Genomic DNA, 15,892 nt, shown 5'->3' with positions numbered 1-15,892 from the left:
CATCGTCGCTCGGCTGTGGGCACTCTTGGGGGATACCGCTCGCTCCTGCACAGGGCGCGCTGAGGCTGATAGGGATGCAACGGAGAGAGCGCCAATGACCGATATCGATGTGCGTTTGCGTGAAGATGTCCATGTGTTGGGTGAACTGCTTGGCGAAACCATTCGCCAACAGCATGGCGATGCGTTCCTGCAGAAAATCGAGGACATCCGCCACAGTGCCAAGGCCGACCGTCGCGGCCCGGGTGAGCAGCTGAGCTCGACCCTGGCGGACCTGGCCGAAGAAGACCTGCTGCCCGTAGCGAGGGCCTTCAACCAGTTCCTCAACCTGGCCAACATGGCCGAGCAGTACCAGTTGATCCGCCGCCGTGACGCCGACCAGCCCGAGCCATTCGAAGCGCAGGTACTGCCCGAGCTGCTGGGGCGCTTGAAGCAGGCCGGCCACAGCAACGATGCCCTGGCCCGGCAACTGGCCAAGCTCGATATCCAGTTGGTGCTCACCGCACATCCCACTGAAGTGGCCCGTCGCACGCTGATCCAGAAGTACGACGCGATCGCCGGCCAACTGGCCGCACAGGACCATCGTGACCTGACCCCGGCAGAACGCCAGCAAGTGCGTGAACGCCTGCGCCGGCTGATCGCCGAGGCCTGGCACACCGAGGAAATCCGCCGCACCCGGCCTACGCCGGTAGACGAAGCCAAGTGGGGTTTCGCAGTGATCGAGCATTCACTGTGGCATGCCATCCCCAGCCACCTGCGCAAGGTCGACAAGGCCCTGCTGGAGGCCACTGGCCTGCGCCTGCCGCTGGAGGCCGCGCCGATCCGCTTTGCCTCGTGGATGGGTGGGGACCGTGATGGCAACCCCAATGTGACGGCTGCCGTCACCCGCGAAGTACTCCTGCTGGCGCGCTGGATGGCCGCCGACCTGTTCCTGCGCGACATCGATGCACTGGCCGCCGAGTTGTCCATGCAGCAGGCCAACGACACCCTGCGCAAGCAGGTTGGCGACAGTGCCGAACCCTACCGCGCTGTGCTCAAGCAACTGCGCGACCGCCTGCGTGCGACACGCGCATGGGCGCATTCGGCCTTGACCAGCAACCAACCGGCCGGTGCCGACGTGCTGGTGGACAACCGCGAGCTGATCGCGCCGCTGGAGCTGTGCTACCAGTCACTGCACGAATGCGGTATGGGCGTGATCGCCGAGGGGCCGCTGCTCGACTGCTTGCGTCGTGCGGTGACCTTCGGCCTGTTCCTGGGCCGCCTGGACGTACGCCAGGACGCTGCCCGCCACCGTGATGCGCTGACCGAGATAACCGATTACCTGGGCCTGGGGCGTTACGCCGACTGGGATGAGGAGCAGCGCATCGCGTTCCTCCAGGCCGAGCTGAAAAACCGCCGGCCCCTGCTGCCTGCGCATTTCAAGCCGCAAGCGGACACCGCCGAAGTGCTGGCGACCTGCAGGGAAGTGGCCGCTGCGCCGGCCGCCTCGCTGGGGTCTTACGTCATCTCCATGGCCGGTGCCGCCTCGGATGTACTGGCGGTGCAACTGTTGCTCAAGGAAGCCGGCCTGACCCGCCCCATGCGCGTGGTGCCACTGTTCGAGACCCTGGCCGACCTCGACAACGCCGGCCCGGTCATGCAGCGCCTGCTTGGCCTGCCGGGCTACCGCGCGGGCCTGCGCGGCCCGCAGGAAGTGATGATCGGCTACTCCGATTCGGCCAAGGACGCCGGCACCACCGCTGCTGCCTGGGCGCAGTACCGGGCTCAGGAAAACCTGGTGCGTATCTGTGCCGAGCATCAGGTCGAGCTGCTGCTGTTCCACGGCCGTGGCGGTACGGTCGGGCGAGGCGGCGGCCCGGCCCATGCCGCGATCCTGTCGCAGCCACCGGGTTCGGTGGCGGGGCGTTTCCGCACCACCGAGCAGGGTGAAATGATCCGCTTCAAGTTCGGCTTGCCGGGCATTGCCGAGCAAAACCTCAACCTGTACCTGGCTGCCGTGCTTGAAGCCACGCTGTTGCCACCACCGCCCCCGCAGCCGGCCTGGCGTGAAGTGATGGACCAGTTGGCCGCCGATGGTGTCCAGGCCTACCGCAGCGTGGTACGGGAGAATCCCGATTTCGTCGAGTACTTCCGTCAGTCGACGCCAGAACAGGAACTGGGGCGCCTGCCGTTGGGCAGCCGCCCGGCAAAACGTCGCGCCGGCGGCATCGAAAGCCTGCGGGCCATCCCGTGGATCTTCGGCTGGACCCAGACCCGGCTGATGCTGCCGGCCTGGCTGGGCTGGGAAACGGCGCTGACCAATGCCTTGGCCCGAGGTCAGGGTGAGTTGCTGGCACAGATGCGCGAGCAATGGCCGTTCTTCCGCACCCGCATCGACATGCTGGAAATGGTGCTGGCCAAGGCCGATGCGCAAATTGCCGAGGCCTACGACGAACGTCTGGTGCAACCGCACCTGCGTCCTTTAGGTGCGCACCTGCGCGACCTATTGTCGCAGTCATGCCAGGTGGTGCTGGGCCTGACCGGGCAGCCGGTGCTACTGGCGCACAGCCCCGAGACACTGGAATTCATTAGCCTGCGCAATACCTATCTGGACCCGTTGCACCGCCTGCAGGCAGAGTTGCTGGCCCGCTCGCGCAGCCGCGAAGCCGCTCTGGACAGCCCGTTGGAGCAGGCCTTGCTGGTGACCGTGGCGGGTATTGCCGCCGGGCTGCGCAACACCGGCTAAGGGCAAGCCCGGGTCATGTCTGGTGACGGCCATACAGGCCCGGCACAAGGACGGGGAGGGCGGTTGCGCCAGGCGCAACCGCCTGCCCGGTCAGCCGCAAGTGGCGCATTCCTGCAACTTTGGGACGCTTGTCTGGCTGCCGGGCGCTGTGTATCTTGAGCAGCCTTCTGACCGATTTATGGTCATACCCGATTTTCCGGACTTGGCCCTGGTCGCCGAATCCATTGAATTTCATACAAAAATTTGAGGAGCACAAGATGCGCGTAATTCTGCTGGGAGCTCCCGGGGCCGGTAAAGGTACTCAGGCAAAGTTCATCACCGAAAAGTTCGGTATTCCACAGATCTCCACCGGTGACATGCTGCGTGCCGCCGTCAAGGCTGGCACCCCGCTGGGCCTGGAGCTGAAGAAAGTCATGGATGCCGGCCAGCTGGTCTCCGACGAGTTGATCATCAGCCTGGTGAAGGAGCGCATCGCTCAGCCTGATTGCGCCAACGGCTGCCTGTTCGACGGCTTCCCACGCACCATCCCACAGGCCGAAGCCATGGTCGCTGCCGGTGTCGACATCGATGCCGTGGTCGAAATTGCCGTGGACGACGAGGAAATCGTCGGCCGCATGGCTGGCCGCCGCGTGCACCTGGCCTCGGGCCGTACCTACCACATTCAGTACAACCCGCCGAAAGTGGAAGGCAAGGACGACGAGACCGGTGAAGACCTGATCCAGCGTGACGACGACAAGGAAGAAACCGTTCGCCATCGTCTGTCGGTCTACCACAGCCAGACCAAGCCGCTGGTGGATTTCTACCAGAAGCTGTCGGCTGCCAATGGCGGCAAGCCGAAGTACAGCCACATCGAAGGTGTCGGCTCGGTTGAAGCCATCACCGCCAAGGTCCTGGCAGCCCTGAGCTGATCCGGCGCCTGACGCACCTCGACAACGGCCCGCTTGCGGGCCGTTGTCGTTTGTAGGCCGCACAGCGCCCCCTCAGGACACAACGCCGCTGCTGCTCTATACTGCCGCTCTTTTTCATTCGCACCTGGATACCCGTTCGATGACCACCCTGCTGGCCCTGGATACCGCCACCGAAGCCTGTTCCGTCGCGCTGCTGCATGACGGCAAGGTGACCAGCCACTACGAGGTGATCCCGCGCATGCATGCCCAGAAGCTGCTGCCGATGATCAAGCAACTGCTGGCCGACTCTGGCGTGGCACTGAATACGCTGGATGCCATTGCCTTTGGCCGTGGCCCGGGCGCGTTCACCGGCGTGCGTATTGCCATCGGTGTGGTGCAAGGCCTGGCCTTCGCCCTCGAACGCCCGGTGCTGCCGGTGTCCAACCTGGCCGCTTTGGCCCAGGGTGCATTGCGCGAGCATGGCGTGCAGCAGGTGGCCGCTGCCATCGATGCGCGCATGGATGAGGTTTACTGGGGCTGCTACCAGGCCACAGCGGGCGAAATGCGCCTGGTCGGCCGTGAAGCCGTGTTGCCGCCCGAGCAGGTGGCGCTGCCGGCAGGCAGCAATGGCGAGTGGTTCGGTGCCGGTACCGGGTGGGGCTATGCCGATCGCCTGGCGGTACAGGTAGCGGCGAGCAACCCGGCTGCCTTGCCCAATGCTCTGGACATTCTCAGCCTGGCCACCTTTGCCTGGGCCCGTGGCGAGGCAATCGTCGCCGAGCAGGCGCAACCGGTTTATCTGCGCGATAATGTAGCCACGCCCAAGAAGCACTGAGTGCTGTTCGTCGATTATCGCCGAACACGCTAAAACCTTTTGCGCGATCTGTGGTCCAGTTATCACTCAAGCATTAGCGACGGAACTCTGATGCTGCTAAATTGCCATCATTGGTCCTGAGTGCTCATGCCATGCGTATCGACGGTTTCTCATCGCAGTCCTACCCGCTCAAGCGCACCTCGCGCAAAGCAGCGGTGCGTGACGAGGCCATCGACGATGCCGAGGTGATCGAGGAGGCAGAAGCCGCCCCGCAGGAAGCCACCGCCCGCCGCCCTGGTGGTGGACTGCCAGCCCGCCAGCAGGACATGGTTTTCCCTCGCGCCCGTGACCGCCGCACCGCCACCGCACTGGCCAGCTACCTGAGCACTGCCGGCTTTACTGACTGGGACATGGAAGTACTGGGGCTCGACCTGTACATTTGATGGATGAATCCCTCACCACTGCCTTACTTTCTCGGTTGCCCGTCGTGGAGCGAAAACGCCTGGCGCGACTACCTGTACCCCGCTGACGCCAACAGTAACCAAATGCTTGGCTTCTACAGCCAGGTGTTCAACGCCGTCGAAGGCAACACCACTTTCTACGCACGTCCCGCTCCCGGCACCATTGCCCGCTGGGCGCAGCTCATGCCCGAGCACTTTCGCTTCACTGCCAAGTTTCCGCGGGATGTCAGCCATGAAGGCGACCTGCGAGACCAGCTTGAGCCTGCCTTCGACTTCACCCGGCTGATGGCCCCGCTGGGCCGGCGCGTATCACCCTACTGGCTGCAGTTGCCGGCCCAGTTCGGCCCGGCGCGTTTGGGTGAGCTTTGTCACTTCCTCGATCAGATTGCCGTGCCCGTGGCCGTGGAAGTGCGCAACCAGGCCTTTTTTGCCAAGGGTGAGGAAGAACGCCTGCTCAACCGCCTGCTGCACGAACGCGGTGTGGAGCGTATCTGCCTCGACCCGCGTGCGCTGTTCAGTTGTACCTCGCGCGACCCTGCCGTGCTGCATGCGCAGTCGAAGAAGCCCAAGGTGCCTCCGCGGCCGGCAGCCTTCAGCCAGCACCCGCAGGTTCGCTTCATTGGCCATCCTGAACTGGAGGCCAATCACACCTTCCTTAGCCCTTGGGTAGAAAAAGTCGCCGCCTGGATCGAAGAAGGCCGCAATCCCTATATCTTCCTGCACACCTCGGACAATCGCCTGGCTGCGGCGCTGGCCCAGCGTTTCCATCAACGCCTGATGGCACGCCTGCCGGGCCTGGCACCTTTGCCGGAATTGCCGCGCGCCCCTGAGGTCGAACAATTGGGGCTACTCTGACCTTTCCCTGACTGCCGGAGGTTGAACCATGGATGTGCAAACCCTGCGAGCTGAGGCCTTCAAGGCGTTACACGAGCGCGACGGCGCGTTCGTCATCCCCAACCCGTGGGATGCCGGCTCCGCCAAGTTGCTCGCCAGCCTGGGTTTCGAGGCACTGGCTACCACCAGTGCAGGCCTGGCCTTCAGCCTGGGCCGGCCGGACGCCGAAGGCGCCTTGAGCCTTGACGATACGCTGGACAATGCCGGCGAGATCGTCGATGCCACCGCGCTGCCGGTGGCCGCCGATCTGGAAAACGGCTTTGGCGACTTGCCCGAAGACTGTGCCCAGACCATTCTGCGTGCCGCCGAAATTGGCCTGGTGGGCGGCTCCATCGAAGATGCCAGTGGCCGCAGTGATGCGCCCATCTATGACTTCGGCTTGGCTGTGGAGCGCGTGCGCGCCGCTGTGCAGGCTGCGCGAAGCCTGCCATTCCCGTTCACCTTGTGCGCCCGGGCAGAAAACCTGCTGCACGGACGCATGGACCTCGACGACACCATCCTGCGCCTGCAAGCCTATGCCGAAGCCGGTGCCGACGTGCTCTACGCCCCCGGGCTGCGCACCGTGGAGGAAGTCCGTGCCGTGGTGCAGGCAGTCGCACCGCGCCCTGTGAATGTGCTGATGGGCATGGCGGGCGTGCCGCTGAGCGTCAACCAGTTGCAGGACCTGGGCGTGCGCCGCGTCAGCGTTGGCTCGTCGCTGGCCCGTGCTGCACTCGGGGCCTTCTACCAGGCGGCGCAGGAAATTCGCGATGAGGGCACGTTCGGCTACGGTGAGCAGGCAATGCCGTTTGCCCAGCTGAACGACCTGTTCCGCCGCTGATGAGGGCATTGCTGGCGCTACTGGCCGGCCTGCTGACGGTGGCCGGCCTGGTCTGGCACTTCGGCTGGCGCCTGCCTGCCACATGGAACCCCTGGGCGCCGCTGGACGTACGCCAGCCGCCCAACCTGCTGACCCCCTACAAACTGTCGCGCCTACGCGATGACCCAACGCTGTGCCGGCAGGCGCTGGAAACCAGCCACCTGCGTTACCGGGCACAAGCCGACAGCCCGGCGTCGGCCAACTGCCCGCTGCAGAACGTATGGCGCATCGAGGGCGGCCAGGCGCGGCTGAGCAGCAGCTTTCTGGCCAGTTGCCCGGTGGCGGTGGCCTATGCACTGTTCGAAAACCATGGCTTGCAGCCGGCGGCGCAGGAGGTGTTTGGGCAACCGGTGACGCAGGTCGATCACTTGGGCAGCTTTGCCTGCCGCAACGTCTACCACCGCAAGCAGGGCTGTTTGAGCCAGCACGCCACGGCCAATGCGCTGGACATCAGCGGTTTTCGCCTGAAGGACGGCCAGCGCATTATCCTGGCGCGTGACTGGCAGGCGGGCGGGCAGAAGGCGGAATTCTTGCGTCAGGTGCAGCAGGCCGCTTGCGAGAGCTTCAGCACGGTACTGGGGCCGGATTACAACGCTGCGCACCGCAACCACTTTCACCTGGACATGGGGCGCTGGCAGATCTGTCGTTAGCCTCAGGCGTACGCGCGCACGTTGTTCAGCACCACTGGGCGCGCCCAGTGGATGTCGAACGCCAGGTCATTCTGCTGCTTGGCCAGGGTGGCGTCGTCGAACGGTTCCGGGGCCGGGTCCAGCAGGTTGCTTTCCAGCTCGGCGATGGGCAGGAACAGTGACCGTGGCGTGGGGCCAGGGCCGGGTTCGGCGATCGGCTGACCCTGGTTCATCACCACCGGGCGCAGCCAGCTGTTGTTGATGTCGAGCTGGCGCTGTTGCTCGATCAGTTCCATGGCGCTGAACGGCTCGGGGGCGGGCGGCAGCAGCTTGGCTTCAAGCTCGGCCTTGGGCAGAAACAACGGTTCTGGCGGCGCCACGATGGTGTCGTGCACCGGGCAGGCGCGCTGGGCGTCGATCAGGGCCAGGGCACGGGCCCCGCCGATGGGTTCGCCGCTGTCCTGGTCGTACTGCACGAACGACTGGCTGACGCCGTCTACGGGCTCTTCCTGCTGCTCGGCCATGGCCCGGGCAAAGAAATCCTGCCACAGGTGGCTGACGCCCCCGAGTGCCTGGGTGTTGTGCTGACTGTAGTTGCCGACAGGCGACAAATAGGTCAAGCCGATGGGAAGAGTATCTGACATGGCAGTCGTGCGCGCTGTGCTCTGGCAGAATAGCGGGATATTGCCTGTATCGGCCGTGGCTGCCGATTCATTAAGGGCTTGGTTTGATTTTTCGGGTGTGAACGATGGAAGAGCAAGGCACGGGTATCAGGGTCGAGGCGATGACAGCTGAGTATGCGCAACAGGCCAGGGCGTGGGCTGAACGCCTGGGCCTGCCGCTGCAGGACGATACCGCCGCCTTCGCGGTGCAGGTGGGCGTCGACGGCTTGCAGATTCAGCAACTGGGCCCGCAGGCGCCTGGGCCGGTGCGTGTGGACTTCGTCGAAGGTCAGGCTGCGCATCGCCGCCAGTTTGGCGGTGGCAACGGGCAGATGATCGCCAAGGCTGTGGGCATTGCCCAAGGTATCCGGCCGCAGGTACTGGATGCCACGGCGGGGCTGGGCAAGGACGCGTTCGTGCTGGCCAGCCTTGGCTGCCAGATGACCCTGATCGAGCGCCAGCCGCTGATTGCCGCGCTGCTGGAGGACGGCCTGGCGCGGGCGCGAGCGGATGAAGAAGTGGGCCCGATTGTCGGGCGCATGCGCCTGCTGACCGGCAACGCCATCGAGCGCATGCGCGCCTGGGAAGGGGAGGCGCCGCAGGTGATCTACCTCGACCCGATGTTTCCACACCGCGACAAGAGCGCCCTGGTGAAAAAGGAAATGCGCGTGTTCCGGCCTTTGGTGGGCGATGACCTGGATGCCCCGGCGCTGCTTGAAGCCGCTCTGGCGCTGGCCAGCCACCGGGTGGTAGTGAAGCGCCCACGCAAGGCACCGATCATCGACGGGCCGAAGCCGAGCCATAGCCTTGAGGGTAAGTCGAGCCGGTATGACATCTACCCGAAGAAGGCCTTGAAGGCCTGACCTGCCCCTATCTGGCCGGCTAGCACGATTGTAGGAGCGGCTTTAGCCGCGAACACCGACAACGCCGGTGCCATCCACTGCGTCGTCTCCTGCGCGTTAAACCTGCTCCTACAATGACCTGTTATTTCTGCCAGTAGTCATTAGTTGGCTAAGGGCGCGATCCTAACGGACATTTTATCCTGATGGAGGGTAATGTTCATGTCGCCTGCTCCTTATGCCCGGCAAGCTGGCCGCCAGTTTTTTTACTGTAACGGCAAGATAGTTGCTGAATTGAATGGCGATGCCCGCTGGCGTTTCTTTCAGGCTAATGGCCTGGTGCTGGCTCAGAAAGATCACCAGTCCTCGGGCTTGTCCAGCATGCTGGCGGCATCCGACCAGCAGCGCTCGGTCCTATTCATTTATGAAAAGAAACGCCTGGAATCACAGGCTTACTCGCCCTATGGGCATCACAATCAGGGTAGCGGCTTGCTGTCGTTGCTTGCCTTCAGTGGCGAGCGGCTGGATACGAGTTCGGGGCTTTACCATCTGGGGCATGGTTACAGGCCATTCAGCCCGGTCATTATGCGCTTTTGCAGTCCGGACAGTTGGAGCCCTTTCGGTAAAGGTGGTTTCAATGCGTATGCGTATTGCGTGGGAGATCCTGTGAACCGTATCGACCCGACGGGGCATGCTGGAGTTAGGGTGAAAAGTCAAAGAAAACAATCAAGGCCAAATAGACCCGTGCAGAAAGTAATGGAGTCTAACTCTCTAGTGTCGAAGGAAAGAATCTATAAGCGTAATGGGGCTGATCGTATCATACCAGAGAGTAGAGCAGGGGTTGGAGAGGATGTTTCATTTGAGTCATTATTCAATTCGCACGAAATCGCTGAGCAGCATCGTTTGTTTGCGCAGTTTAACGCACCTGCGAGAACATCTTCAGAAAGCAAGAAAGTATTCTTCCAATCGCATGATTCAGGTCCGGATGTTGAAGCCGGAAAGCGCTATGCTCAATCGTTGAGTGTACACAAGGACTCGCTCGAAAGTGAAATCAAAGCGCGTGATTTGAAAGATCTTTTAAGTGATTTGGATGCGGTTAATGCTCGTATGTCCGCAGCGGGATCCTCGCGAGACCTAATGATTCAAGCCGCGTTAATAGCAGAGATCAGAAGGCGTCCCGCATAAATGGCTTGGGTGTGATGAACTCTATATCAGCTACCTTCTGCGTGCACTCACGTAGAAGGCAGAAGGCAGAAGGCAGAAGGCAGAAGTTTGGCTAGTGAGCGATTGAAAAAGTATTAATGAAGATTTTTCTCAGTCCCTAAACGCCCGTAAGAACACTTTTACCACCTCGCGCACATGTGCCTCGGCTTCATCGCCTTCCAGCGGCCCCGCACATCCCAGCAGCAACCGGTAATCTGGCGCCCCCTTGACCAGGCAGAAGAAGTGCTCCGCCGCCCTCAATGGGTTGTCGATGCGCAGCAGCCCGCGCTCATGTGCGCCGCGCAGTAGCGCTTCCATGCCTGCGAGCACGCGCTTGGGCCCGGCCTCGTAGAAGTACTCGCCAAAACTCGGGTCCAGGCTGCCCTGGGCCATGATCAGGCGGCTGAGCTTGACCGCTTCGTCACTGCTGATAAGCGCCTGGAAGTTGCGGGCAATGGTCAGCAGCACTTCTTCCACCGGTACCCCCTCGGGATACTCGAACAGCAGGTCAGGCAACTGGACCTGGCAGGTGGCCATGACCGCCGAGCAGAACAACGTCTGCTTGTCGGTGAAGTGGCTGTAGACGGTGAGCTTTGAAACACCTGCCGCCGCAGCGACCGCATCCATGCTGGTGTTGGCGTAGCCAAGGCTGAGGAACAGGGCCTTGGCCGCTTCGAGGATCGCCTCGCGCTTGGCCAGGTCCTTGGGCCGGCCTGGGCCGATGGGTGCGTCGTTGAGCATTGTGGTCTGCATCTGGTTTAAGAATCCCCATCTTAACGGGTCAGCTGCGATACGGCTAAAACTAGCTCACATTTACCTGCGGCCTGCCAGCGTTGAGTTGATCGACAGGGTGGGCGTTCAGCCGCCGCTTGATCTCACAGGCGCCAGAGGGCTCCAGCCAGGTCGTCGAAAAACCAGCGCATGCCCTTCCCGGCATCGTTGCGCTGATTTAATATACCAGCCAGTACAAATATTAAATGTGCACTCCGCGAAAGGATTCATCATGTTGCGCCATGCCTTGTCCATCGCTCTGCCCGCCGCCGCTGCCCTGCTTCTGGCGGCGTGTGGTCAGGAAGCCGCCCCACCCGCCGCGCCGCGCCCGGCGCTGGTGGTGCAGCCACAGCCGGCCGAAGCCGCTGCCGACAGTTACCCCGGCGAAGTGCGCGCGCGCTTCGAGCCGGAGCTGGCCTTCCGCATTGGCGGCAAGGTCAGCAAGCGTCTGGTGGAGGAGGGGCAGCGGGTCAAGGCCGACCAGCCGCTGGCCGAACTGGACCCGCAGGACGTGCGCCTGCAACTTGAAGCCAACCGCGCCCAGCTGGCGGCTGCCGAGGCCAACCTGGCATTGGTGCGCGCCGAACGCGACCGCTACCAGAAGCTGCTGGAGCGGCAGATGGTCAGCCACTCCCAGTACGACAATGCCGAAAACCTCTACCGTGCAGGCCTTGCCCGTCTGAAGCAGGCCAAGGCCGAGTTCGATGTGGCGGGCAACCAGGCCGAATATGCCGTATTGCGTGCGCCGCAGGCCGGGGTGATCGCCAAGCGCCAGGTTGAAGTGGGCCAGGTGGTCGCCGCCGGGCAGACCGTGTTCACCCTTGCCGCCGATGGCGAGCGAGAAGTGGCCATCGGCCTGCCGGAGCAGCAGTTCGCCCGCTTCGCTGTGGGCCAACCGGTGAGCGTGGAGCTGTGGTCGCACCCGCAGGCGCGTTTCCAGGGGCGCATTCGCGAGCTGTCACCGGCCGCCGACCCGCGCTCGCGCACGTTCGCGGCGCGCATCGCCTTCACCACGGCCGCCGTACCGGCCGAGCTGGGCCAGAGCGCCCGGGTGTTCATCGCCAAGGACGGGCTGATCCCGCTGGCGGTACCGCTGTCGGCAGTGACCGCGGAAAACGGTCAGGCCTATGTCTGGCGGGTGAACAAGGAAAGCCGCCTGGAGCGGGCGACCGTGCGCCTGGGGGCTTATGGCAGCGACAGTGTGCCGGTGCTCGAAGGCCTGGACCCAGGTGACTGGGTGGTTGCCGCTGGTGGCCATGTACTGCGCGAGGGCCAGGAGGTACGCCCCGTGGACCGCAGCAACCGTGTAGTGAACCTGACGGCCAAGGAGTAAGTCCCGATGGGTTTCAACCTTTCTGCCTGGGCGCTGCGCAACCGCCAGATCGTCCTGTTCCTGATGATCCTGCTGGCCGCCATTGGCGCCATGTCGTACACCAAGCTTGGCCAGAGCGAGGACCCGCCATTCACCTTCAAGGCCATGGTCATCCGCACCCTGTGGCCAGGCGCCAGCGCTGAAGAAGTGGCGCGGCAGGTGACCGAGCGCATCGAGAAGAAGCTGATGGAAACCGGTGAGTACGAGAGAATCGTCTCGTTCTCTCGCCCCGGCGAATCGCAGGTTACTTTCATGGCCCGCGACTCGCTGCACTCCAAGGACATCCCCGAGTTGTGGTACCAGATCCGCAAGAAGGTTGCGGACATTCGCCACACCTTGCCGCCGGAGATCCAGGGCCCGTTCTTCAACGACGAGTTCGGCACCACCTTCGGCAATATCTATGCGCTGACTGGCGAAGGCTTTGACTATGCGGTGCTCAAGGACTACGCCGACCGTATCCAGATCCAGCTGCAGCGGGTCAAGGATGTGGGCAAGGTCGATCTGATCGGCCTGCAGGACGAGAAAGTCTGGATCGAGCTGTCCAACCTCAAGCTGGCCACCCTCGGCGTGCCGCTGGAAGCCGTGCAGAAGGCGTTGCAAGAGCAGAACGCGGTGAGCACCGCCGGTTTCTTCGAGACGCCCAGCGAGCGCTTGCAACTGCGCGTGAGCGGGCGTTTCGACAGTGTCGAGCAGATCCGCCAGTTCCCCATTCGCGTGGGTGATCGCACCTTCCGGATTGGTGATGTCGCCGAGGTACACCGTGGCTTCAACGACCCACCTGCACCGCGCATGCGCTTCATGGGCGAGGATGCCATTGGCCTGGCGGTGTCGATGAAAGACGGTGGCGACATCCTGGTACTGGGCAAGGCCCTGGAAGGCGAGTTCGAGCGCCTGGCACATAACCTGCCTGCCGGCATGGCGCTGCGCAAGGTTTCGGATCAGCCGGCGGCGGTGAAGGCCGGCGTGGGCGAGTTCGTACAGGTGCTGGTCGAGGCGTTGGTCATTGTGCTGCTGGTGAGCTTCTTCTCGCTGGGCCTGCGCACTGGCCTGGTGGTGGCGCTGGCCATTCCGCTGGTGTTGGCCATGACCTTTGCCGCCATGCACTACTTCGGCATCGGCCTGCACAAGATTTCCCTTGGCGCGCTGGTGCTGGCCCTGGGCTTGCTGGTGGACGACGCGATCATTGCCGTGGAGATGATGGCGATCAAGATGGAGCAGGGCTATGACCGCCTCAAGGCAGCCAGCTATGCCTGGACGAGTACGGCCTTCCCGATGCTCACCGGTACGCTGATCACGGCAGCAGGCTTTCTGCCAATTGCCACCGCGGCCTCCAGCACGGGCGAATACACCCGGTCGATCTTCCAGGTGGTCACCATCGCTTTGCTGACCTCTTGGGTGGCGGCCGTGGTGTTCGTGCCTTACCTGGGCGAGCGCCTGCTACCCGACCTGGCCAAGCTGCATGCGGCGCGTCATGGCAAGGACGGCCATGCACCAGACCCATACGCCACCCCGTTCTACCAGCGCGTGCGACGGCTGGTGGAGTGGTGCGTACGGCGGCGCAAGACGGTAATCCTGCTGACCATCGCTGCCTTTGTCGGCAGCATCCTGCTGTTCCGCTTCGTACCCCAGCAGTTCTTCCCGGCTTCCGGGCGCCCGGAGCTGATGGTTGACCTGAAGCTGGCCGAAGGCGCCTCGCTGGCCAATACCGCCGAGCGGGTCAAGCAGCTGGAGGCGCTGCTCAAGCAGCAGGACGGTATCGACAACTACGTGGCCTATGTGGGCACCGGTTCGCCGCGCTTCTACCTGCCGTTGGACCAGCAACTGCCGGCAGCCAGCTTTGCCCAGTTCGTGGTGCTGGCCAAGTCGATGGAAGACCGCGAGCGCCTGCGCAGTTGGCTGATCAGCACGGTGGACCAGCAGTTCCCCGACCTGCGCGCCCGGGTCACGCGCCTGGAAAACGGCCCGCCCGTGGGCTACCCGGTGCAGTTCCGGGTCACTGGCGAGCATATCGAGAAGGCCCGTGCACTGGCCCGTGAAGTGGCGGACAAGGTGCGCGAGAACCCGCATGTGGTGAACGTGCACCTGGACTGGGAAGAACCCAGCAAGGCGGTGTTCCTCGAAATCGACCAGGACCGCGCCCGTGCGCTGGGCGTAAGCACTTCGCACCTGGCGAGCTTCCTGCAAAGCTCGCTGATCGGCACCACGGTCAGCCAGTACCGCGAGGACAACGAGCTGATCGAGATCCTGCTGCGCGGCACCCTCCAGGAGCGCAGCGAGCTGGCCAATCTGGGCAGCCTGGCGTTGCCCACCGACAATGGCCAGAGCGTGGCGCTGTCGCAGGTGGCGACCCTGGAGTACGGCTTTGAAGAAGGCATTATCTGGCACCGCAACCGCTTGCCGACGGTGACCGTGCGTGCCGATATCTACGACCAGGAGCAGCCTGCGACGCTGGTGAAGCAGATTTTGCCGACCCTGCAGGAAATTCGCGCCAAGCTGCCCGATGGCTACCTGCTGGAGGTGGGCGGCACGGTGGAGGACTCCGAACGTGGGCAGAAATCGGTGAATGCCGGTATGCCACTGTTCATCGTGGTAGTCCTGAGCTTGTTGATGATCCAGCTGCGCAGTTTCTCGCGCACGGTGATGGTGTTCCTCACCGCGCCGCTGGGGCTGATCGGTGTGACCCTGTTCCTGCTGGTGTTCCGCCAGCCGTTCGGCTTTGTCGCCATGCTTGGCACCATTGCGTTGGCGGGGATGATCATGCGCAACTCGGTGATCCTGGTGGACCAGATCGAGCAGGACATAGCAGCGGGGATGGAGCGTTGGCAGGCGATCATCGAGGCAACGGTGCGGCGCTTCCGGCCGATCGTGCTGACCGCGCTGGCGGCGGTGCTGGCCATGATCCCGTTGTCGCGTAGTGTGTTCTACGGGCCGATGGCGGTGGCGATCATGGGCGGGCTGATCGTGGCCACGGTGCTTACACTGCTGTTCCTGCCGGCGTTGTATGCGGCGTGGTTCAGGGTGAAGAAGGGCTGAAGGCCGCAGGGGGAGGGCTTAGCCCTCCCTTCGCGGGTAAACCCGCTCCTACAGCGCGCCGAAGACCTTCTTGGCCAGGCTGGTAGCCGCCGCTGCCGGGTTCTGGCGAATGTTCTGCTCCTGTTTGCCGATCATCTCGAACAGGCCATCCAGCGCCTTCTCGGTCACGTAGTTCTCGATATTGGCGTCATCCTTGACCAGCCCCAGGCCTTTGGCCTGAGCGGCGAAGGCATTGTACTGCTGGGCCACGCCAACCTTGTCGGTGGCCTGCTTGACGATTGGCAGGAACTTGGCGCGGATCTGCTCGCGGCTGCTCTTGTTCAGGTACTGGGTGGCCGAGTCGTCACCGCCGCTGAGAATGCCCTTGGCATCGGTCACGCTCATGTTCTTCACGGCATCCACCAGAATCGCCTGGGCCTGCGGCACGGCGGCCTCGGCGGCTTTGTTCATGCTGGTTTCCAGGGCTTCGACCTGTTCACCCTTGCCGAACATCTTCATCGCCTTGGCGGCTTTGCCCAGGTTGCCTGGCAGCTCGATGCGCACGTCCGGGTTGTTGCTGAAGCCGCCTGGGGTGCTCAGTTGCTTGACGGCCAGTTGCGCACCTTGGGTCAGGGCATCTTTCAGGCCGCCGGTGGCATCTTTCTGGCTGAGGTCGCCCAGCGACAGGGCCAGGGCACTGGCCGACAGCAGCAGGCCGGCGCACAGGGTGGTGAAGCGCAGGGAAGTGCGGATCATGAAGCTTTCCT

General features: G+C 63.4%; 14 protein-coding genes. 11 read left to right on the top strand and 3 right to left on the bottom strand.

Annotated features, from left to right (window positions below):
• The first annotated feature begins 94 nt into the window (after window positions 1-94).
• From ppc to LU682_RS23330, 7 genes are all read left to right on the top strand, one after another.
• Complete coding sequence (gene ppc, locus LU682_RS23360; RefSeq protein WP_010952597.1) at window positions 95-2,722, top strand: phosphoenolpyruvate carboxylase; 2,628 nt, start codon at window positions 95-97, stop codon at window positions 2,720-2,722.
• 257 nt (window positions 2,723-2,979) lie between these two features.
• On the top strand, window positions 2,980-3,630 hold the full coding sequence (gene adk, locus LU682_RS23355; protein ID WP_004575467.1) for an adenylate kinase: 651 nt from the start codon (window positions 2,980-2,982) through the stop codon (window positions 3,628-3,630).
• A 139-nt stretch (window positions 3,631-3,769) separates the two neighbouring features.
• A complete protein-coding gene (gene tsaB, locus LU682_RS23350) occupies window positions 3,770-4,444 on the top strand; it encodes a tRNA (adenosine(37)-N6)-threonylcarbamoyltransferase complex dimerization subunit type 1 TsaB (RefSeq protein WP_010952598.1) in 675 nt (224 codons plus the stop codon).
• Window positions 4,445-4,575: 131 nt separating this feature from the next.
• Window positions 4,576-4,866 carry a hypothetical protein gene (locus LU682_RS23345; protein ID WP_014592161.1) on the top strand — a complete coding sequence of 97 codons (291 nt, stop codon included), beginning with the start codon at window positions 4,576-4,578 and terminating at the stop codon, window positions 4,864-4,866.
• Between the two features lie 3 nt (window positions 4,867-4,869).
• Complete coding sequence (locus LU682_RS23340) at window positions 4,870-5,739, top strand: DUF72 domain-containing protein (RefSeq protein WP_010952600.1); 870 nt, start codon at window positions 4,870-4,872, stop codon at window positions 5,737-5,739.
• Window positions 5,740-5,767: 28 nt separating this feature from the next.
• On the top strand, window positions 5,768-6,598 hold the full coding sequence (locus LU682_RS23335; protein WP_010952601.1) for an isocitrate lyase/PEP mutase family protein: 831 nt from the start codon (window positions 5,768-5,770) through the stop codon (window positions 6,596-6,598).
• Complete coding sequence (locus LU682_RS23330; protein ID WP_060488745.1) at window positions 6,598-7,287, top strand: extensin-like domain-containing protein; 690 nt, start codon at window positions 6,598-6,600, stop codon at window positions 7,285-7,287. Before LU682_RS23335 ends, LU682_RS23330 begins: the two co-directional genes overlap by 1 nt.
• 2 nt (window positions 7,288-7,289) lie before the next feature.
• On the opposite strand, the gene LU682_RS23325 is transcribed toward LU682_RS23330, so the two are convergent.
• The gene (locus LU682_RS23325; protein ID WP_010952603.1) at window positions 7,290-7,910 is read right to left on the bottom strand and encodes a hypothetical protein; all 621 of its coding nucleotides are present in this window, start codon (window positions 7,908-7,910) and stop codon (window positions 7,290-7,292) included.
• A 104-nt stretch (window positions 7,911-8,014) separates the two neighbouring features.
• On the opposite strand from LU682_RS23325, the gene LU682_RS23320 reads away from it, so the two are divergent.
• Both LU682_RS23320 and LU682_RS23315 read left to right on the top strand, forming a co-directional pair.
• Window positions 8,015-8,791 (top strand): class I SAM-dependent methyltransferase, encoded by a 777-nt coding sequence (locus LU682_RS23320; RefSeq protein WP_010952604.1) that lies wholly within the window; start codon window positions 8,015-8,017, stop codon window positions 8,789-8,791.
• Window positions 8,792-8,983: 192 nt separating this feature from the next.
• Entirely contained in the window at window positions 8,984-9,952 is a 969-nt protein-coding gene (locus LU682_RS23315) for an RHS repeat-associated core domain-containing protein (protein WP_010952605.1), read from the top strand.
• A 129-nt stretch (window positions 9,953-10,081) separates the two neighbouring features.
• On the opposite strand, the gene LU682_RS23310 is transcribed toward LU682_RS23315, so the two are convergent.
• The gene (locus LU682_RS23310; RefSeq protein WP_010952606.1) at window positions 10,082-10,723 is read right to left on the bottom strand and encodes a TetR/AcrR family transcriptional regulator; all 642 of its coding nucleotides are present in this window, start codon (window positions 10,721-10,723) and stop codon (window positions 10,082-10,084) included.
• 250 nt (window positions 10,724-10,973) lie between these two features.
• Here LU682_RS23310 and LU682_RS23305 point away from each other — a divergent pair, with 250 nt between their 5' ends.
• On the top strand, window positions 10,974-12,074 hold the full coding sequence (locus tag LU682_RS23305) for an efflux RND transporter periplasmic adaptor subunit (protein WP_010952607.1): 1,101 nt from the start codon (window positions 10,974-10,976) through the stop codon (window positions 12,072-12,074).
• Between the two features lie 6 nt (window positions 12,075-12,080).
• Window positions 12,081-15,146 carry an efflux RND transporter permease subunit gene (locus LU682_RS23300; protein ID WP_010952608.1) on the top strand — a complete coding sequence of 1,022 codons (3,066 nt, stop codon included), beginning with the start codon at window positions 12,081-12,083 and terminating at the stop codon, window positions 15,144-15,146.
• Between the two features lie 48 nt (window positions 15,147-15,194).
• On the opposite strand, the gene LU682_RS23295 is transcribed toward LU682_RS23300, so the two are convergent.
• Complete coding sequence (locus LU682_RS23295; protein WP_010952609.1) at window positions 15,195-15,881, bottom strand: DUF4197 domain-containing protein; 687 nt, start codon at window positions 15,879-15,881, stop codon at window positions 15,195-15,197.
• Window positions 15,882-15,892: the final 11 nt, after the last annotated feature.

The sequence above is a fragment of the Pseudomonas alloputida genome (assembly GCF_021283545.2).
GTDB lineage: Bacteria > Pseudomonadota > Gammaproteobacteria > Pseudomonadales > Pseudomonadaceae > Aquipseudomonas > Aquipseudomonas alloputida.
The sequence above is the reverse complement of the archived record's forward strand: the minus strand, read 5'-3'. Positions and strand labels throughout refer to the sequence as shown.